The organism is Lysinibacillus sp. FSL M8-0216, assembly GCF_038595555.1.
GTDB lineage: Bacteria > Bacillota > Bacilli > Bacillales_A > Planococcaceae > Lysinibacillus > Lysinibacillus fusiformis.
Genome location: NZ_CP152007.1, coordinates 3674701 through 3694237 on the forward strand (window position 1 = coordinate 3674701; position 19537 = coordinate 3694237).

The following is a 19537-nucleotide window of genomic DNA, read 5'->3' on the forward strand; positions in this document are numbered from 1 at the left end:
AGGGCAATTTATTTTATAGTACCATTTACATTAACGCCATCCATCTTATTGGTTTGTTTGAAAAGAATCACCATGGATGCAAAAACGATTTTTACCACTATTTTTTGCTTCATATAGAGCAGTATCGGCATGTAAGAAAACAGATTGGAATGCCGGTCGGTCTTGATCATTCCATGTAATGAGACCTGCTGAAATCGTTACTTGAGGGTCCGTGGCACTTGGGATTACCTCAACGATGGCTGCTGCTAATTCTAAAGCTTCTTTTTCACTGATATTAGGTACATATACAGACATCTCTTCGCCGCCCCACCTTGCACAAATCCCTCGACTACCTATTGTTTCCCTCAACTGAACGGCAATCTGCATAAGAATTTTATCACCTACTTGGTGACCATACGTGTCATTAATACGTTTAAAATTATCAATATCAATAAGTAAAAACATCCCTGATTGATCATATTCAAGCGACTTTTCTACAAAATGATCTAGGTAACTACGTGCATATAGTTTTGTTAAATGATCCAAATCGACCATTTCCTGAAGCTGTGTTCGTAAAATAGAGTTTGCAATTGCTAAAGATGAGTGGTGGATTAAAGACTGCATTAATTTAAAGCTATCAAACGAAAAGAAATACGGCTCTTTATGTAAGACGATACTAAAGCCATTGATCTTTTCTTCCATTAGAATAGGGATAGCCATTATGGAACGATAATCAATTTGTTTAGAGGTTAATCGACTAAAATCAGCTATAAACAGCGGATCATTAGTTTGAGTAAAATGTTGTTCAACATGCTTAATATACGTTTGACCCTCTTCAGAACTAAATAACGAAGTACTTGCCCCCGTTACTTCAAAGGTGTCATCTTTTTTAAATGCGAAGCAAACTTCCATTGGTTGAAAAGATTTTAGTAACTGCTTTTGTAGGAAAAGTAACATTTCATGAATGTCAATCCTCATATTTAAACGATGTGATGTTTCATTGATAAGTTGTAAGTCACTGACGAGGCGATGCGACTGATGATATAACTTTGCATTTTCTAGTGCATTTCCTGACGCCTGTGCAAGCATCCGTACAAAATCTTTTTCAGTCGTTGAAAAAAGGTAAGTAGTTGGAGCACTTACTTGTAATATGCCATAAATTGCCTGCCTTCCTTTAATAGGTGCATTTAATAATCGGCAATTTAAATCACTCGCAAGTTCAGTTGTTAACTCTCCTGATACAAAAGCCTCAATAGTTGTAGGTCTTTCGGATAAATAATCAAAAAGCTTAATATCGATGGTCGTGTGTCGGTCTTGATCATTCGATAATATAAGCTCTACATTAAATTCAGGGAAGTTATCCCTTATATTTTTCAATACATTTTCTAAAATTAAATCGATATCCATTGTTGAATGAAATAAATCAGTCATGTTATATAGTTTTCTATATTGGTCTTCATTTATTTTTACATCTAAATTATCTCTCATCATTTGAAGAACCTGAGAAAGTATTTCTATACATTTTTCGCCGTAATCTGAGGTCATAAAGTCTGTCCAAGACTCTGTTGCCTCCACAAGTAATACACCAATGGGATTATTGCCCTCTGCTTGGAAAAGCACCATATCTGTCATCATTGAATAGGCCTGTCTTGCCTTTAATATATAAGGAATTTTCACTACTTTTTGTTGATAAAAACTAGCTTCGATCATCAGCCATGACACAGCATTTAGCTTTGTTTCAATTGTTAATGAAGCCATCTCCTCAATAGGTATTAAAGAATTACCTTCAAAACTAAGAAAAGCTGCATTATCAATTTCCAAGTGTTTCTTAAGACACTGTTTTAATGAATAAAAATACCCATTAAAACTAGCTTGTTCTTCATTAGAACTCACCCAAAAGCTCAAAACATCAGATTTTATATATTTTAGCGTTTGTAAATGGTCTGTCATGAAATCACCTTTTCTATATAACGTCCAAATCAATTACTATTAACTTATAATATATTATACATAATTTGTGTCATTTTGACTATGTAATTTCTCCCTTACTTTTACATTTTAGATTTCACAGCGTATCTTTAACTATTTCTGACACATTAGGAATGTACAGTGAGGAATTTTCTACTATACGCCTGTTACAAAATTTTAAATACTAATAATTGACGTACAAGTCCTAAGCAGTTACAATGAGGGTTGTGTAAAATAAACGCAGCAGTGGTATAAGCTTATATTGTATTTTATTCCTCTATTTTCTTCTGTACAACTACTTAGATAGTCAGCTATTAAAAATAGATGGTGTATTGTGTAACCTAACGGCTGCATAGGCGAAAATACATGAAAATAAAATGCGTGTAAGAATGGGTACTACTGGTTTTTGTTTTACAACAAAAAAACCAAATTTAAAGGAGGAGACAACAATATGTCTCGTTATACAGGTCCATCTTGGAAATTATCTCGTCGTCTTGGTATCTCACTAAGCGGTACAGGTAAAGAAATCGAAAAACGTCCTTACGCACCAGGACAACACGGTCCAAACCAACGTAAAAAATTATCAGAATACGGTTTACAACTTCAAGAGAAGCAAAAACTTCGTCACATGTACGGCATGAACGAACGTCAATTCCGTACACTGTTTAACCGCGCTGGTAAAATGAAAGGTGTACACGGTGAAAACTTCATGATCCTTCTTGAAACTCGCCTTGACAACTTAGTTTACCGTTTAGGTTTAGCTCGTACTCGTCGTGGAGCTCGTCAATTAGTTAACCACGGTCACATCTTAGTAGATGGCAAACGCGTTGATATTCCATCATTCAGCGTAAAACCAGGTCAAACGATTTCTCTTCGTGAAAAATCTCAAAACCTTGCTGTTGTAGGTGAAGCAATCGAAGTAAACAACTTCGTACCTGACTACTTAACATTTGACGCTGACAAAAAAGAAGGTACATTCACTCGCCTTCCAGAGCGTTCTGAGTTATCAGCAGAAATCAACGAATCATTCATCGTAGAGTACTACTCTCGTTAATTTTTTAACGATAGAAATCTTCGGATTCTTAAACCCCGTAACCTTGGTATACCAAGTGTTTACGGGGTTTTTGTTTTGTATTTCACTTTCGATATTTAGTATTTCTTACTGGGGGTTTAGGGGAGCGACTGGAGGAGCGTTTTTTGCTTACTTAGTTTTTAAAAAACAAACAACGGACAGGTGTACTTTATTTTTATTTTAAGCCCTAGGTATTTCGACTATTCAAAGTTAAGCCTAATCAGAACCACCAGTCTAACTGGTGGTTTGCTCTACGCGTGAAACGCTGGGGTACTGGCCCATGTCTAAAGACACACTGAAAGGTCCGCCAACCGCACTCCGTTTTCACGCTACCACTAAAGTGGTTTTATCATTTTCCTTTTTTTGCTTTTATTTCTTCTCCTGTAAATGGATCAATGAATTCTTTCATGGTCATTTGATCCTCAAGAATATCCTCTTGTAATTGATTTTTTATATATTCCTGAATGATTTTTCTGTTTCTTCCTACTGTATCTACATGATATCCGCGACACCAAAACTTCCTGTTTCCATATTTGTATTTTAGGTTCGCATGTCGATCGAATATCATTAAACTACTTTTCCCTTTCAAATAACCCACAAACGATGAAACACTTAATTTGGGTGGGATACTTACCAACATATGAATATGATCAGGACATGCTGTTGCTTCAATAATTTCTACTCCTTTTCTTTCACATAACTGGCGAAGAATTCTACCTACATCTACTTTAATTTGTCCATAAATAATCTGCCTTCTATATTTTGGCGCAAAGACGATGTGATACTTACAATTCCATGTTGTGTATGCTAAACTTTTATTATCCATTTGGATCCCCTTTCGTACGAAGTCGGTTGACCAGACCTGAATTCATTGTACGGCTGGGGTTTTTTTCTTGTCCATAGCTAGAAGCTCTTTAGAACCCCTCGCATAGCAAGGGGTTTTCAAAAGATACAATAATAGTCACTCATTTTTCAAATGAGCGACTTAAATAATAACTAATAATTACTTTAAGCTTTTTACACAATGTAAATATGGCTTATTTGTTCTGTATTTTAAATAAGAGAATCATTTAATCTTACAATGTTTATTAACATATACTCTTTTATTTATTTCTTTATCATTACTTCTCCCGATAAATGATCCTTCTGCCCACTCAGCACGAATATATTCATTCCATTCCTTATAACTAATTAGGGGCACAAAGACTTTTTTAATTTTAAGTTGTTCGACTTTCTGATAATCCATCTGTAGTGACTTTACTGCTAGTTCTATTAATAAGTATTTGTGTAAAAGCTGGCGTTGCTCTGGATTAATCATCAGCGTCTACCAATGACGCCTTTCGGATCATATCAAAGGTAATATGCTTAATTGATAAATCTGTTTCTAATAGTAATTGCTTTTTATAAACATCGGTGCCAGTTATTAACCCTACCTGGCCTAGAAGTTTATTCTGGTGCCATAGCATTAATTTAACTAATTTTTGCAATTTAAACGCTCGCTGTATGGTTTGTTCTATTTCCTCTAACTCCCACTGAGTTAGGTCACGTTTTTTATCATATTTGATTAACCATCATAGATACTGCATTCTGCATCGCACGCATCGGTTGACTTAAACGATCTTCAATCTGAATTGCTGTTTGGATGGTTGCCATGTCATCACATCCTTTTTTGGCATAATAAAAAGCCACTCAAAGGTGGCTTTATTAATTAATTTAATTTTATAATTCCTGTTTCTGTACCCCAAAAACCTGTTTGTACTTGTAAGTCTAGACCTGTTAATCCAGTTGGAACTTCGAATAGTACGTTACCTGTAAGTGCTAATCCAGGATTAATTCCTTCAAAAGTAAAATATTTATCATCCGCTACGATAATAGTTGATGGTGAATATGATGCTCCATTAGCAGCTTTTAATTTAAAGAAACTCGAATCTGTTTGAATCATTTCTGTTCCACTATTTTTTACAGTCACATTTACATTCAAAAATACTGCACCTTCTGCATCAGGTTTATATTTCATGTATCCATTAGCAGCACTAATCTCATTAACTTCGTTTATTGAATTAACTTTAAAAATAACTTTTCCAACTGATAATTCTTCACCTATACTAACCTTTTTGTCCTTCCCAGCATCTGGTTTATCATTTTTTGAATCAGTGTTAGTTGATGCCGTAACTGGTTCTTTCTCTTTATCTGTTGTTTCTTTATTATCATCGCCAACAAACATCCCGATAATTATTAACAAGATAAATAAAGCAATAAAACCACCACAACCTATTTTTAAAAATTTTTTCATTAAAATATCCCTCCTTATACACAAATATACATGGATAATCGAGGTAAATCTATTACTTTTTTCATATTTCTACATTTTTCATCACTCTTTTCATTGAAAAAACACCCTCAAATGAGAGTGCTTAATAGTTGTCTTTTTTCGATTTGCTTTATTAATAACTGGTTCATTCGCTTAAGATTTGGCTGATTGCTTTTAGAAAAGAAACCAAAATTTTTAAGATTCAATAACTGAGGTCGCTCATTTTTTCTACTGACTCCTGCCACCAATACCCTATGTTATTACACCCTTATTGAAGGATTACAAACCTTCAATATTTCGACTATTTCATCGTGTTTAAAGTTACAGTTAATGTGGCTGTTGATGCGGAATTAATCCCTCGTAATCGTTTTACTAAAGTAGTTATTAACGACGAAGAACGAGAAGAACCTAATGTACTGAATATCCAGCAGCTTAATCGATTACTTGAAATTGCAGAATTAGCTGAACCTTTAACCTCTTATGCCATTAGAGTGTGGAGTTCTGGAATTCTATTAGAAGATGGTGAACAACTTAAAGAAAGTGGTGATGTATTTATTTCTTCACATACTAAAGAGCCGTATGCAGATAACTGTCTATTTTATGCATTCAAACGTTTATCAGAAAAGATGGGTATTTAGTTTTTATTTTAGGGGATTTTTAAGGGGGCAGACAGGAGTATAATTATCTTCTTATTTATCCTCGCGTACTTCAGCCTTTCATATTATAACTACGCGTTCTTACTTCAACAAAATTATTTACTACTACAAGTATAAGTGAATAAAGAGTAAATCTGTTTGCAGTCCAGTCACTTATCGATAAAAGAAAAACCAGAATGGATTTCTCCATTCCGGTTAAAGTCATACTTTTTGGTTTCCCATAAAATAAATAGCTTGATTATAAACTTATCTTACCATTCGTTAATTATAATCGCTCTAAATCTTGGTACTCTTTCATATAAGGGCCATCCTCTGCAACAAATGAATGATACATGGCCTTTACTGCAAAATTTTTCTCTAATCCCATTTCAGATTTTAGCTTTTTTAATTCATCATGCAGTACTCGATGTTCATTGATAAGCTTTAGCATAACTGTTTTATTATATTTCATTACATCCGTCCTTTTGTTTAACTACAACTTTAAAAATTAAATTCTGTTCTGTGGTTCTGCATTTAATCGATTTTTTCCTTCTAAATACGCATTAATGCACCATTAGGTTTTGGTAATTCTTGAGCTGATATTTGATTCATTTTACAAAAATGTTGAAAAAATTGTTGTGCCTGCTCTCGTTCATTTGGGTCACTTTTCAATGACATAATATCAAGTAAAATTTGAGCCATCCATAAATTTTCAAAATATCGGTATTTACCTGTATTCCATGTCATTTTTTCAGGAGATTTTTCATTTAAATAATATTTCCAGAAAAGCAACTGATCCGACTCCTGTTCTGTAAGCTGCAATCTGTATATGGAATGAGCAGGAATATATCCATCTTCACAAATTTTGCCGACAAAATCTTCTTTCACCATATAGACGCCTAAGATACGTCTTTCTTTTTCTAGCTTGCTCGAATCTACTGCTGTTAATAACACAGCGCTATTTGGATGCAAGCGACTCGGCTTGTTTGGTTTTCCTTTGTTATTGCCACTTTTTAAGACTCCTGAAAAAACTTTCCACTCTGAAAAAGAAGTAGTCTGTTCTTCAGTGTCACACCAAAAAACCATTTGTGATGAGGGATGAAGTTTATGGTTTTTCATAAGCTTTTCATGCTCCAAGCGAAGCGCCAGCTTTTTTCGTTGTAAAACTTTTTCCTCTTCCTTCTTCAATTCCTCCTCTTTTCGTTCATTTTCCTTTTTTTGTATAATTTCTTCAAGTGACCTAGCATCACTTTTATCATGTAGCTTTAGATGTGTTCCAAATACATCAGGGAAAACAAACTTCTTATTTTCAGATGCGAAATGTATTTCAATACTAGAATCATTATGCTTAACGATACTACCTACGCCAAAACGCTTATGCGTAACTTTCTTATTGATTAGATTCATTATTCTAGTCCTCCTTAGGGAATAAAAAAATTCGGTTACTATTAGATAATAAATTAATAATTATTCAACTAACGTCCTTAAAAGCTCACATAAACTGTTTTGATTTTTTTCTTTAGCTTAAAAAAGATTTAAAAAAGTCCCAAATTCAATCTGTAAAAATAGACATCGGATTTCGAAATACGATTTCAAAAAAATGATTATAAGACTATTATAACATTTTTTTAAAATTTCACAAATTTATTATTGACAACATATTTTATCATAAGGTAAAATTATAATTTATTCTCTGAATTACTTTAAAATAAAGGCCTCCAACAAACTTCTGGCAAATGCCAGTATCTTGTGATCAGTACCCCTCTGTAAAAGAAAACGAATAGTCTAAGGGAATGATTCCACAATCATGCACCAAAAAAGACCCCAATTTTGCAAAAGGTTATTGCAAAAATTAGGGCCAGAATTTGTTTAAACCAAGCCTATCTCTCTAGATACCAGCTCAATTAATTATTGACGGTCTGTCTACGTTCCTGTGAATTTCTTTTTGTAAATATCCTCTCCTATTATGTACATCCATTTTTGAAACTTCCTCTGTTTGTAGGTTTTCCCATTTGTAAATGTAAAAAATTTAGTCTGTATTTGTCTATCAAGGTTCAGGGCTTTTTTCACCATTTAATCGTAATTTATGAACAATCAATTTGAACCTACGTTTTTTCCACTTTTAATCAATAGCGCAGAAACTAATCCAATACTAAGTGTTGTAGCAAGAAGAAGGAAGGCTACAGTAAAGCTACCAGTTTGAATTAAATAAACAGATATGAATGGTGCAATACTTGTTCCAGCAAATAAAATGACTGTATACATAGAGACCGCAATCCCTCCCATATTCCAGCCTAACTGACTAACAAGTGTTACTAATGAAGGAACCGCCAGTGCAATCCCACCGACAAATAAAATACTAATAATCGTTAAACCAGCTATAGTTGAAATAAGGCTCATCACGGTTAGTGAGATAATCGAAAGACATAAGGCCATTTTTAATACAAATAGTACATTAAAACGCTTCGCTAATTTACCTGCAAATGGTGACATCACCATTCCTACTATCCCAAAGGCACGAATGTAAATGAGGTTTTGACTATTCATACCGAAGGAATCACTCGTTAAATATGCACCTAAAATAATGTACATACTGACAAATGACATTAATAATACAAACGAAATGATATAACTAAATATCAAATTTCTATTGGTAAAAATAATACCGATTCTCTTCAGAGGAGCCCATATATTTTTAGATTCGTTCTGAAGTACTCCCTTCGGTAAGATCCACACGACTAACAAAGCAGTTATAAGATACACTGCAGCAAGCACATAAAAAATGACGTGCCAATGACTTTGTTCACTTACATATCCACTAAACACTTGCCCAACTATACCCGCAACAAGAAATCCCGTACTGATAAAACCAATTGCCCCAACCTTTCGATCATTGGGAAAAACCTCAAGAGTATAAGCAAGTGCTACTGGTGAAAATGTTGCTGCCGCAAGCCCTTGTATTCCTCTCAATAAAAGAATAATAGAAAAATCATTAACTAATCCTAGAAGTAACGTGATCATGCTTAGTGAAAAAAGCCCAAATACAATGACATTTTTTCGACCATATTTTTCTGATATCGCACCATAGAAAAAACAACCTAGTGCAAATCCAAGTGAAAAAACACTTGATGTAAAGCCTGCCTGAACCAATGAAATATTAAAATAATCACTGAATAAACTAATCAGAGGTATTGTTAAATAGAGACTAGACATCACTACCATACCTGTCCAGGATAAAATAGTTGTCATTAAAGCATAATTTTCTCGATTACCTGAAATTACAATATTCATTAAATAAATCACCCTTTTTAGTTTGATTAACTTATAGTTAGATAATCTAATTAAATGACTAAAAATTAAACTGTACCAACATAGCTACAGTTTAACGCTCCACATTTAGTTTTCTTTGTATTGATGTTAATAATTTACTCACTAGCTTCTCAAATACTTTTCGTTCATCAGGCTCCAAATCGATTAAATTAGAAGCACACGACGACCAATATGTCGGTAAAACTTCAGCTATAAAAGTACGACCTTCATCCGTTAAACTTACATATATCTTCCTCCGATCTTCCTTACTATGATTCCTTACAACAAGATTTCTTTTTTCTAACCAATCGAGCATTGACGTTGCAGATGCTCTCGTAATTCCCAGTCGTTTGGCTAAAGCAGACGGAGTCGCACGTCTTTCTCCATGTAATGTCAGTAATAGCAATAAGTCCAATTTACTTTCTGTAATACCAAATGGAGCTAACTCATTGTCTGTTACATCTAAAACATAATCGCTTAACCATAACAACATTAAACCCAATTTCGCATCTTCATGATTTGTTTCATTTGATGAAGACATCTGAATCAGTTCCACATACGGCTCTATCCCTAAGGCTGGTAAATCATCTTCATTCATGTACGTTTTCTTAAGTTTTGTCATTGAATCACCTTTTAATTAGATTATCTAACTATCAACTATTCTAACTATAAATTTAGTTGAAGGCAAGCACTTTTATTTCCACAAATTTCTTCAAAATAAAAGCTACTCCTTTTTTAGCGCAAACACAATGCCTCTCAACGATCATAAACCCTTCTCATTTTGTGACAATTTTATGTACTTTAAAATAGTAATTACATAGTTTCAAAATAATATATCCACTACCTTAATATTAAAAACAAAATATCAGTTATTTACTATTCCTAGACCACTTCAAATAGAACCTTTTCTCAAAAAATATATTTTATTTTTATAGTAAAACATTTTCTAAACATTATTATAATCAACATTCTTATACAATTCTTGTTTTCAAAGAATCATTTAATAAGCTAACTTTTTTGTAAAATAATAACAAGAATAAAATGAACAATTTTAATAAAAATACGAGTTGAACTTTAACAAAAAATAGAATACGATGAATTCCGAAAGGTGGTTCACCATCATTCAAGCAATAATAATTTTTAAAAAGGGGTTGGAAGTATGTCAGACGTTCTAAAGCAATTTGTTATGCCGAAAACAAACTTATTTGGACCTGGAGCAATTCAAGAAGTTGGTAAACACTTAAATGATTTAGAAGTGAAAAAGACATTAATCGTAACAGATGAGGGCTTACACAAATTAGGTCTCTCTGAACAAATTGCAAACATCATTACAGCTGCTGGAATTGATGTAGCAATTTTCCCTAAAGCAGAACCAAATCCAACAGATCAAAATATTGAAGATGGCATTGCAGCTTACCATGCTGAAGGCTGTGATTCAATCGTTTCTCTTGGAGGAGGGAGCGCTCATGATGCAGCAAAAGGTATCGGACTTATTGCTTCGAATGGTGGACGCATTCACGATTATGAAGGCGTTGATAAATCACAAAATCCACTTGTGCCATTAATTGCTATTAACACAACGGCTGGTACTGCTAGTGAAATGACTCGTTTCACCATTATTACAGATACAGCACGTAAAGTGAAGATGGCCATTGTTGACAAACATGTGACTCCGTTAGTTTCGATTAACGATCCAGAACTGATGATTGGATTACCTCCTGCTCTAACAGCAGCTACTGGTGTAGATGCATTGACACATGCTATTGAATCATTTGTTTCGACAAATGCTACACCAATTACGGATGCTTGTGCTGAGAAGGTACTTCAACTAGTTCCTGAATTCCTACCACGTGCCTATGCAAATGGAGCTGATTTAGAAGCACGTGAACAAATGGTATATGCACAATTTTTAGCAGGTATGGCCTTTAATAATGCTTCACTTGGCTATGTCCATGCAATTGCTCATCAGTTAGGTGGCTACTATAACCTACCTCATGGCGTATGTAATGCTATTTTATTGCCACATGTTTGCCGCTACAACGTAACAGCACGTACTGAGCGCTTTGCTCGCATTGCTGAATTATTAGGTGAAAATGTGGAAGGATTAAGTAAACGAGATGCTGCTGAAAAAGCTATTTCAGCGATTGAAAAGCTATCAAAAGATTTGAATATTCCTAGCGGCTTCCGCGAACTAGGTGCAAAAGACGAGGATATTGAAATTTTAGCAAAAAATGCGATGTTAGATGTATGTGCTGAGACAAATCCTCGTAAGGCAACACTAGAGGATATTAAACAAATTATTACAAATGCAATGGGCCCTATCGTGAAAAAAGAGGCATCGCTTGAAGCTGTTGCTCTTTCATAATTAATTTTAAAAACAAAAGGTGGAGATAAACAAAGCGTTTTCTCCACCTTTTTCCTATGCACTAAGATAAAAAAAACGTACACACATTGTTTAGAATGCAAACTCTCGCTATACTTTTCTTAAAAAAGAATAGGAGATAACAATATGCGTTTAATCTCGATATGCCCTAGCAATACGGAGCTTGTAGCCTATTTAGGACTGACAGACCAGCTTGTTGGAGTAGATGATTTCTCCGATTGGCCATCCAGCGTTAAAGATTTGCCACAGCTCGGCCCAGATTTATCTATTAATATGGACGATTTAGAGGATTTACAGCCCGATCTTGTTCTTGCTTCATTAAGTGTGCCTGGAATGGAGAAAAACATCGAGGAATTGCAAAGAAGAAATATCCCACATATTGTTTTTAATGCTAACTCGTTAGAGGAAATTGCTCAAGATCTCCTTTCACTCGGGAGAGCTTGTCATGTAGAAGAACGTGCTAAAATAATTGCGGAAGAATATTTGCAATCGATTGACAAAATGCGTACAGTTGCAAACTCCCTCATGAAGAAACCTACCCTTTATTGGGAATGGTGGCCGAACCCTATTTTTACACCAGGAAAAATAAATTGGCTAACAGAAATTAGTGCTATTGCAGGTGGAGTCAATTTATTTCAGGATGTCGAACTAGCCAGTGTTCAAACAGATTGGGCAGATGTTGTTAAACGAAAGCCTGACTACATCATGATGGCTTGGGTAGGCGTAGCTTTTGAGCGTATACAGCCATCCAACTTATTAAAGCGCCCTCATGCTAGTGAGCTACATGCCGTGAAAATGAAACAGCTCCATGTGATGGAGGAATGGCTTTATTGTCGCCCTTCTCTCCGCCTTATTGAAGGGGCTATAAAGCTAGCTAAAATATTGCACCCTCAACAATATGAACATATAAAATTGCCAAGTTTTTTATCATAAAAAAAAACATCCCCTTTTGGGTCGGGGGATGTTGTTTCAATCATTACACAAACTTCACCATATGATATTTTTTCTTACCGCGACGAACAATGCTAAATGCATCCTCTAGACGATCCTTTGCACCGAATACATATTCTAAATCCGTCACTTTTTCTCCATTGACACTAATTGCACCATTTGAAACGTCCTCACGCGCCTGACGTTTCGATGATGAGATGCCAGCTTCCACTAGAAGGTCTACAATATTTTTATCTTCCTTAGCCATTTCAATAGAAGGAACGTCTTTAAAGGCATCCTTCATTTCTTCAGCAGAAAGTGCTTTTAAATCGCCTGAAAATAATGCTGCTGTAATACGGATAGCTTGCTCTAATGCCTCTTGACCATGAATTAATCGTGTCATTTCCTCAGCAAGTGCTTTTTGAGCCTTACGTAAATGTGGCTCTTCCTCTACAGAAATAGCTAATGCTTCAATCTCTTCACGAGTAAGGAATGTGAATATTTTTAAGTATTTGATCACATCTGCATCCGCAGCATTGATCCAGAATTGGTAAAACTCATATGGAGATGTTTTCTTCCCATCTAACCAAACAGCACCACCAGCTGTTTTACCAAATTTCGTACCATCAGCTTTCGTCACTAATGGAATCGTAATCCCAAAGGCTTTAGTTTCTTCTTCATGAGTTTTACGAATAACCTCTAAACCTGTTGTAATATTACCCCATTGGTCAGAACCGCCTACTTGAATACGACAATTGTAGTGGTTGTATAGATGATTGTAATCAATCCCTTGAATTAATGTATAAGCAAACTCTGTGAAAGATATCCCCGTATCAAGTCGAGAAGCAATTGTATCTTTTGCCAACATGTAGTTAACATTAATTAATTTCCCATAATCACGTAAAAATTCAATCGTATTTATATTGCCGATCCAGTCACGATTGTTCACAAGCTGAGCGCCATTACCAGCTTCAGCAAAATCAAAAATACGTTCTAGTTGACCGCGGATACCTTGAACATTTTTATCGATTTGCTCCACAGTTTGTAATTGACGCTCTTCTGAACGACCTGAAGGATCTCCTATCATGCCTGTAGCCCCACCCACAAGTAAAATTGGACGGTGTCCCGCTTTTTGGAAGCGACGTAAAGTTAAAAGCGGAACAATATGTCCAATATGCATAGAATCTGCTGTTGGATCAACACCACAGTATAAAGAGACAGATTGTTCTTCTAATAATTTTGCCATACCATCAGCATCTGTTTGTTGATATAGCAGTCCACGCCATTCTAAATCTTGTAATAATTCGTTTGTCATGATGATTCCTCCTAATTGATTGAAATTCGCTACGTGCATGGACAAATTCATGAGATAAAAAAAATCCCTACACGCAAAATAATTGCATGCAGGGACGTTAAATTGTAAATTAACGCGGTACCACCCGGCTTGAAGATGTCATCCACCTTCCACTTCATTCAACCGCCTTTATCGCAGGCGCGCACGTCTAAGCTCCAAGCACGTAATTCATCTCTACATTATGACCAGTTTTCACCAACCACTGGCTCTCTAAACAGGGAATATAGAAACTACTCCAAACTCTTCATCACTAGAAAACTATAACCATTATTCTATACGAATCTATTTCAATGTCAATAACTATGTTCTAGCTAAAACAATATGTGCTATAATAAACAAGATTTTAGGAGGTCGATACATTGAAAGATTGGATTGAAAAAATCAATGCAAAGATCGATACATTAATTGAACAAAAATGGATGAAGAAATTACGTATTTCAGGTAGCGTTACCTGGAACTTATTTTTACTATTTTTAGTTTTTGCATTGGTTGGCACTGTATTTGTCGGTTCAGTAGGAGCTGGTTATTTCGCTTCTCTTGTAAAAGAAGAACCCTTACGCTCAAAGGAAGAATTGCGAGATCAAATTTTTAGCTATGAAGAAACAAGTGAGATTTATTTTGCCAACGATATTTATATCGGAAAATTACGGACAGATTTAGATCGCCGTGAAACTTCACTTAAAAATGTTGCACCAGATGTTCTTAATGCTGTACTAGCAACAGAAGATGAATATTTCCGTGAACATAACGGAATTGTACCAAAAGCGGTTATACGAGGCTTATTACAAGATGTTACGAATTCTGCTACACAGACAGGTGGCTCTACCCTTACGCAACAACTTATAAAAAACCAAGTATTAACCAATGAAGTTTCCTATGAACGTAAAGCAAAAGAAATTTTACTTGCTATGCGTTTAGAGCATTTTATGACAAAGGAAGAAATATTAGAGGCTTATTTAAATATTATTCCATACGGTCGTAACTCTTCAGGGCGCAATATTGCAGGTGTAGAAACAGCCGCGGAAGGGATCTTTGGTGTGAAAGCTAAAGATTTATCACTAGCGCAAGCAGCTTACATAGCTGGTATTCCTCAGGCGCCATTTGCTTACACACCGTTTACAAATACGGGTGAACTGAAAAGTGAGGAAGCTTTAAAACCAGGTATTGATCGTATGAAAACAGTTCTTTATCGTATGAAAGAAGCTGGTTATATTGACGATGCGCAATATAAAGAAACACTTAATTATGATATTGCTGCTGACTTCCGTGGTCCAGAAATGCGAGCGGAGGATCGTTATCCATGGCTTACATATGAGCTTGAGAGTCGTGCAAAAGATATTATTGCAGAAAAACTCGCAGAAGATGACGGTATTGACCCAGAGCGATTAAAAACAGAAAAGAAATTAAAAGATAAATATAAAATCTTAGCTGATCGTGATGTTCGCTCAAAAGGTTATCGTATTTATTCAACCATTAACAAAGATATGTATGATGCCATGCAAAAAGCTGCTAAGGACTTCCAATATTATGGCCATACGTATACTGGTAAAGGGAAAGACCCTGTAACTGGTGAGGAAATTGATATCGAAATGCCCGTACAAGTGGGTAGTATTTTAATGGAAAATACGACGGGTCGAATTTTAAGTTTTGTAGGTGGTCGAGACTTTAATACAACTCAAGTTAACCACGCAACACAAGCTTATCGTTCAAATGGTTCTACGATGAAACCATTACTTGTTTACGCTCCTGCTATTGAGTACGGCGTAATTGGCGCAGGTAGCCCACTCGTTGACGTAAAATTCTCAATCGGTTCATGGAGCCCAAGTAACTATATTACTAGTGATGAACGAGGACTTATTCCCGCACGTGAGGCTTTAGCAGATTCTCAAAACATATCAGCGTTACGTTTATACAATGATATTATTAACAAACGTCCTGCTGATCTATTAGTAAAAATGGGATTCACAAAATTACACCCCGATGATTTCACTAACCTAGCAACTGGTATCGGTGCTTTAAGTGAGGGGACTACTGTAGAAGAGAATACGAATGCCTTTGCTACTTTTGCAAATGGTGGTCAATTCGTTGATGCTTATATGATTGATCGAATTGAAGATCAAGAAGGAAATATTATTTACAAACACGAAGTAGAACCCGTCCAAGTATTCAGTCCAGAAACGTCCTATATTGTGACGGATATGCTACGTGACGTATTAACAAAAGGAACAGGAACTCTTGCACGTAATACATTAAAATTCTCTTCAGATTTTGCTGCAAAAACAGGGACTTCTCAAGAGTATAAAGATGTTTGGTTAGTTGGTTATAATCCAAATGTATCTCTAGGTGTTTGGATGGGTTACGACCAACCTCGTACATTGTACGCATTTAATAATACGTACCAACAGCCAAGCGTTCGTGTCAATAAACTATGGGGTACTTTAATGAATTCCGTTTACGATGTGGCTCCTGAGTTTATTGATCCACCAACAAGCTTTAAGGCACCTAAAAATGTGGTGACCGCTTCGTTCTGTGGTATTTCTGGGATGGCACCTTCTGCAGCCTGTGCAAACGCAGGTTTAGTCCGTTCAGACTTATTTAATGCGAAAGTATTTTTACCTACACAACCAGATGATAGTTTAGCTGCTTCAAGTGTTGTAACGATTAAAGGAAAAACTTATAACGCATTACCAAGTACACCAGCTGAATTTGTTAAATCAGGTGGCGCAGGTATTAATCAAGCGTTCATTAAACGCATGTTAGGCCGTCTTGGCGGTAATCCAGCAAGTTTACTACCAAAGAATTCAACTTTATCAAATTCATCTGTTTCAGCAGTTGATTTCCCTGCAGATGGAAGTGCACCTGCAGCGGTAACGGCATCCGTAAATGGCTCAACTTTATCTTGGACAGAGTCATCAAACGATGTAGTTGGTTATCGAATTTATAATGTTACAAATGGTGGCAACACATTAGTAACGTCCGTTCTTGAATCTACACAAAGCATTACGGTTGCTAGTGGACAAGCCTATGTTGTAGTGGCTGTAGATATTACAGGCTTAGCATCACCACATTCTAATGTAGCCTCTACTGGTGGTAATGATGATGAACCTGACCCAGAGGATAATGGTCAAGAGACAATTCCACCGACAACACCGCCTACAAATGGCAATGGGTCTGGTAATAATGGCAATGGTTCAGGAAACGGCAATGGATCTGGTGGCAATGGCAACGGCTCTAACAACGGCAATGGATCTGGTGGCAATGGCAACGGCTCTAACAACGGCAATGGTAACGGTGGTAACGGCAACGGCTCCAACAATGGCAACGGATCTGGTGGTAACGAATCAGGCCAACCGGAAGATGGCTCAAACGGCGGAGACAACAGCAATACAACTCCCCCAGAAACGTCAAGCCGATAATCAATTTCGTTTCAGTATCAAACAGACTTACTACATTTCACTTTTGATTTGTAGTAAGTCTGTTTTTTTGTCATTATTAAGAAGACTACTATTTTGAAGGAGAGGGAAAATATGAACATATTAGTTTTAGGTGGCACACGTTTTTTTGGAAAAAAATTAGTGGAACTTTGCATTGAGAATGGACATGATGTAACGATTTTAACACGCGGGCAAAGCGGCAATCCTTTTGGGACAGCTGTTAAACAATTAATAGTTGATCGGGATGACCATGACGCATTAGAAAATGCTCTCGCCCATACAACGTGGGATATTGTTTATGATAATATTTGCTACTCTCCTAACGAGGCACATACCATTTGTGAGCTTTTAAAAGGGAAAACGAAAAAACTTGTCTTTACGTCTACTCTTTCAACCTATGAGGTAGATGGAAAGATGAAAAAGGAAGAAGATTTCGATCCTTACCATTATCAAATTCTTATGGGGGATCGAGAAGAATTTTCCTATGGAGAAGGAAAACGACAGGCTGAGGCTGTGTTGTTTAAAGAAGCTTCATTCCCAGTTGTTGCCGTACGTTTCCCCATTGTTATGGGCGAACATGATTACACACGTCGCTTGCACTTTCATGTTGAACGTATTTTACACGATCAGCCAATCTCATTACCAAATATCGATGCACAGATGAGCTATATTACAGATGAGGAGGCTGCTGAATTTTTATATTTTGTAGGCGTTACTCCTATAGAAGGACCGTACAATGCTACTGCTTCTGGTGCCATTTCATTGAAAGAACTTCTTGCATTGATTGAAGAAGAGAGTGGAAAGCGCGCAAAAATTTCGCTTGTTGGTGGCGATGAAGAATCACAATCACCATATGGTGTACAAGCTGATTGGTATATGACGAATGCGAAAGCAGAGAAAGCAGGATTTACATTTAGTCAGCTTCGTGATTGGTTGCCAAATTTAGTTAAAACTTTAGTAAAACAACTTCAATAAAAAAAGAAAGACAAAGAGTCCGCTAAATACGCAGCAGATTCTTTGTCTTTATATTAATATAATATAGTCTTTAAAATAGCTACGGCTTCATCAATCTCTCCCTTCGTTACCGTTAATGGTGGCAATAAACGAATAACATTTGGACCTGCCCCCACTAACAAGAGACCCTTTTCCTCTGCCGCTGCGATATAAGCCGCTACTTCTGTTTCACCACAGCCAATTCCAAGCATTAAGCCTTGACCCTGAATGGTATAGTTAGAAGGTAAATGCGCTTTTAACTGTGCTACAATATACGCTGACTGATCTTGTACTTGCTGTAAAAATGCCGGCTCAAAAACATGGCTTAAGACAGCTTGAGCTACACTCATCGCAAGAGGGTTGCCACCAAATGTAGTGCCATGTGCACCTGGACTAAAGGTTGCATAAAGCTCGGCAGTTCCTAGCATTGCCCCTACTGGGAAGCCACCACCTAAGCCTTTCGCTAATGTCACAATATGGGGCTTTAACACAGTTTGCTCAAAGGCATAGCGTGTTCCTGTTCTTCCTATTCCTGTTTGTACTTCATCAATAATGAGTAATATCCCCTTGTCATCACATGCTTTCGCAATTGTGGTAGCGAATTCTAACGATACACAATTAACGCCACCTTCTCCTTGAATCATCTCCAGCATAATGGCTGCCACAGAGTCATCAATAGTAGCTTCTAGTGCGGCAGCATCATTGAATGGCAATATCGTAAATTTTTCAACGAGTGGTCCAAAGCCGTTATGTATTTTGCCTTGACCTGTTGCAGACATTGCTCCAAATGTGCGACCATGGAATGATTTTTCGAAAGTAATAATATGATTTTTCCCTGTATGTTTACGCGCTAACTTAATGGCTGCTTCATTTGCCTCCGCTCCACTATTACAGAAAAAAGCATGTGCAAGATGCGTATGAGCGATTAATTTTTGAGCCACCGTTTCCTGACCAGGGATATCAAAAAGATTCGATATATGCCACAGCTTTTCACTTTGCTCTTGCAGTGCCTGCACAATGGCAGGATGGGCATGCCCCAGACTTGCTACTGCAATGCCACTAGTAAAATCTAAATATTGTTTTCCTGTAGAATCCTCTACAACAGTGCCCTGCCCTTTGACAATTTGTGCACGACGTTTACCGTAGTTCCCGAATAAAGCACTCATATT

At 36.3% G+C, this 19537-nt stretch carries 17 protein-coding genes and 1 other annotated feature; of the genes, 6 read left to right on the forward strand and 11 right to left on the reverse strand.

Annotation, left to right across the window (positions count from 1 at the left end; all coding sequences use genetic code 11):
- Positions 1-45: 45 nt before the first annotated feature.
- Positions 46-1929, reverse strand: a complete 1884-nt coding sequence (locus tag MKX57_RS18175; RefSeq protein WP_043990210.1) for a sensor domain-containing diguanylate cyclase — start codon at positions 1927-1929, stop codon at positions 46-48.
- Between the two features lie 469 nt (positions 1930-2398).
- Between MKX57_RS18175 and rpsD the strand changes: the two genes are divergently transcribed.
- Positions 2399-3001 (forward strand): 30S ribosomal protein S4, encoded by a 603-nt coding sequence (gene rpsD, locus MKX57_RS18180; protein WP_008176787.1) that lies wholly within the window; start codon positions 2399-2401, stop codon positions 2999-3001.
- A gap of 367 nt (positions 3002-3368) precedes the next feature.
- Here rpsD and tnpA read toward each other — a convergent pair whose 3' ends face one another.
- From tnpA to MKX57_RS18200, 4 genes are all read right to left on the reverse strand, one after another.
- Positions 3369-3845, reverse strand: a complete 477-nt coding sequence (tnpA, locus tag MKX57_RS18185) for an IS200/IS605 family transposase (protein WP_342550513.1) — start codon at positions 3843-3845, stop codon at positions 3369-3371.
- A 240-nt stretch (positions 3846-4085) separates the two neighbouring features.
- On the reverse strand, positions 4086-4337 hold the full coding sequence (locus MKX57_RS18190) for a hypothetical protein (protein ID WP_089985677.1): 252 nt from the start codon (positions 4335-4337) through the stop codon (positions 4086-4088).
- The gene (locus MKX57_RS18195; protein WP_089985675.1) at positions 4330-4584 is read right to left on the reverse strand and encodes a YolD-like family protein; all 255 of its coding nucleotides are present in this window, start codon (positions 4582-4584) and stop codon (positions 4330-4332) included. Before MKX57_RS18195 ends, MKX57_RS18190 begins: the two co-directional genes overlap by 8 nt.
- Before the next feature lie 143 nt (positions 4585-4727).
- On the reverse strand, positions 4728-5312 hold the full coding sequence (locus MKX57_RS18200; protein WP_089985673.1) for a DUF4352 domain-containing protein: 585 nt from the start codon (positions 5310-5312) through the stop codon (positions 4728-4730).
- A gap of 329 nt (positions 5313-5641) precedes the next feature.
- On the opposite strand from MKX57_RS18200, the gene MKX57_RS18205 reads away from it, so the two are divergent.
- Positions 5642-5968, forward strand: a complete 327-nt coding sequence (locus tag MKX57_RS18205) for a hypothetical protein (RefSeq protein ID WP_342550514.1) — start codon at positions 5642-5644, stop codon at positions 5966-5968.
- Positions 5969-6251: 283 nt separating this feature from the next.
- Here the strand turns inward: MKX57_RS18205 and MKX57_RS18210 are convergent, their stop codons facing one another.
- From MKX57_RS18210 to MKX57_RS18225, 4 genes are all read right to left on the reverse strand, one after another.
- A complete protein-coding gene (locus MKX57_RS18210) occupies positions 6252-6437 on the reverse strand; it encodes a hypothetical protein (RefSeq protein ID WP_008176785.1) in 186 nt (61 codons plus the stop codon).
- A gap of 80 nt (positions 6438-6517) precedes the next feature.
- Positions 6518-7372, reverse strand: coding sequence for a hypothetical protein (locus MKX57_RS18215; protein WP_008176782.1), 855 nt, complete (start codon positions 7370-7372; stop codon positions 6518-6520).
- A 687-nt stretch (positions 7373-8059) separates the two neighbouring features.
- The gene (locus MKX57_RS18220) at positions 8060-9256 is read right to left on the reverse strand and encodes an MFS transporter (protein WP_342530433.1); all 1197 of its coding nucleotides are present in this window, start codon (positions 9254-9256) and stop codon (positions 8060-8062) included.
- A 91-nt stretch (positions 9257-9347) separates the two neighbouring features.
- A complete protein-coding gene (locus MKX57_RS18225) occupies positions 9348-9896 on the reverse strand; it encodes a MarR family transcriptional regulator (RefSeq protein WP_008176776.1) in 549 nt (182 codons plus the stop codon).
- Positions 9897-10433: 537 nt separating this feature from the next.
- On the opposite strand from MKX57_RS18225, the gene MKX57_RS18230 reads away from it, so the two are divergent.
- Together MKX57_RS18230 and MKX57_RS18235 are read left to right on the forward strand one after the other, a co-directional pair.
- Entirely contained in the window at positions 10434-11639 is a 1206-nt protein-coding gene (locus tag MKX57_RS18230; protein ID WP_008176772.1) for an iron-containing alcohol dehydrogenase, read from the forward strand.
- Positions 11640-11783: 144 nt separating this feature from the next.
- Positions 11784-12590 (forward strand): cobalamin-binding protein, encoded by an 807-nt coding sequence (locus tag MKX57_RS18235; protein WP_342530437.1) that lies wholly within the window; start codon positions 11784-11786, stop codon positions 12588-12590.
- Between the two features lie 43 nt (positions 12591-12633).
- On the opposite strand, the gene tyrS is transcribed toward MKX57_RS18235, so the two are convergent.
- Positions 12634-13902, reverse strand: a complete 1269-nt coding sequence (gene tyrS, locus MKX57_RS18240) for a tyrosine--tRNA ligase (RefSeq protein ID WP_089985665.1) — start codon at positions 13900-13902, stop codon at positions 12634-12636.
- Between the two features lie 87 nt (positions 13903-13989).
- Positions 13990-14198: a binding site (T-box leader), on the reverse strand.
- 102 nt (positions 14199-14300) lie between these two features.
- On the opposite strand from tyrS, the gene MKX57_RS18245 reads away from it, so the two are divergent.
- Both MKX57_RS18245 and MKX57_RS18250 read left to right on the forward strand, forming a co-directional pair.
- The gene (locus tag MKX57_RS18245; RefSeq protein ID WP_008176767.1) at positions 14301-17357 is read left to right on the forward strand and encodes a transglycosylase domain-containing protein; all 3057 of its coding nucleotides are present in this window, start codon (positions 14301-14303) and stop codon (positions 17355-17357) included.
- Between the two features lie 111 nt (positions 17358-17468).
- Entirely contained in the window at positions 17469-18350 is an 882-nt protein-coding gene (locus MKX57_RS18250; RefSeq protein WP_089985663.1) for an NAD-dependent epimerase/dehydratase family protein, read from the forward strand.
- Between the two features lie 53 nt (positions 18351-18403).
- Here MKX57_RS18250 and MKX57_RS18255 read toward each other — a convergent pair whose 3' ends face one another.
- The gene (locus MKX57_RS18255; RefSeq protein ID WP_089985661.1) at positions 18404-19534 is read right to left on the reverse strand and encodes an acetylornithine transaminase; all 1131 of its coding nucleotides are present in this window, start codon (positions 19532-19534) and stop codon (positions 18404-18406) included.
- Positions 19535-19537 lie beyond the last annotated feature (3 nt).

What these genes read in the sequence shown, in the direction of transcription:
- MKX57_RS18175 (WP_043990210.1), bottom strand. Translation starts at nt 1,929, where the DNA reads ATGACAGACCATTTACAAACGCTAAAATATATAAAATCTGATGTTTTG.
- rpsD (WP_008176787.1), top strand. Translation starts at nt 2,399, where the DNA reads ATGTCTCGTTATACAGGTCCATCTTGGAAATTATCTCGTCGTCTTGGT.
- tnpA (WP_342550513.1), bottom strand. Translation starts at nt 3,845, where the DNA reads ATGGATAATAAAAGTTTAGCATACACAACATGGAATTGTAAGTATCAC.
- MKX57_RS18190 (WP_089985677.1), bottom strand. Translation starts at nt 4,337, where the DNA reads ATGATTAATCCAGAGCAACGCCAGCTTTTACACAAATACTTATTAATA.
- MKX57_RS18200 (WP_089985673.1), bottom strand. Translation starts at nt 5,312, where the DNA reads ATGAAAAAATTTTTAAAAATAGGTTGTGGTGGTTTTATTGCTTTATTT.
- MKX57_RS18210 (WP_008176785.1), bottom strand. Translation starts at nt 6,437, where the DNA reads ATGAAATATAATAAAACAGTTATGCTAAAGCTTATCAATGAACATCGA.
- MKX57_RS18215 (WP_008176782.1), bottom strand. Translation starts at nt 7,372, where the DNA reads ATGAATCTAATCAATAAGAAAGTTACGCATAAGCGTTTTGGCGTAGGT.
- MKX57_RS18220 (WP_342530433.1), bottom strand. Translation starts at nt 9,256, where the DNA reads ATGAATATTGTAATTTCAGGTAATCGAGAAAATTATGCTTTAATGACA.
- MKX57_RS18225 (WP_008176776.1), bottom strand. Translation starts at nt 9,896, where the DNA reads ATGACAAAACTTAAGAAAACGTACATGAATGAAGATGATTTACCAGCC.
- MKX57_RS18230 (WP_008176772.1), top strand. Translation starts at nt 10,434, where the DNA reads ATGTCAGACGTTCTAAAGCAATTTGTTATGCCGAAAACAAACTTATTT.
- MKX57_RS18235 (WP_342530437.1), top strand. Translation starts at nt 11,784, where the DNA reads ATGCGTTTAATCTCGATATGCCCTAGCAATACGGAGCTTGTAGCCTAT.
- tyrS (WP_089985665.1), bottom strand. Translation starts at nt 13,902, where the DNA reads ATGACAAACGAATTATTACAAGATTTAGAATGGCGTGGACTGCTATAT.
- MKX57_RS18250 (WP_089985663.1), top strand. Translation starts at nt 17,469, where the DNA reads ATGAACATATTAGTTTTAGGTGGCACACGTTTTTTTGGAAAAAAATTA.
- MKX57_RS18255 (WP_089985661.1), bottom strand. Translation starts at nt 19,534, where the DNA reads ATGAGTGCTTTATTCGGGAACTACGGTAAACGTCGTGCACAAATTGTC.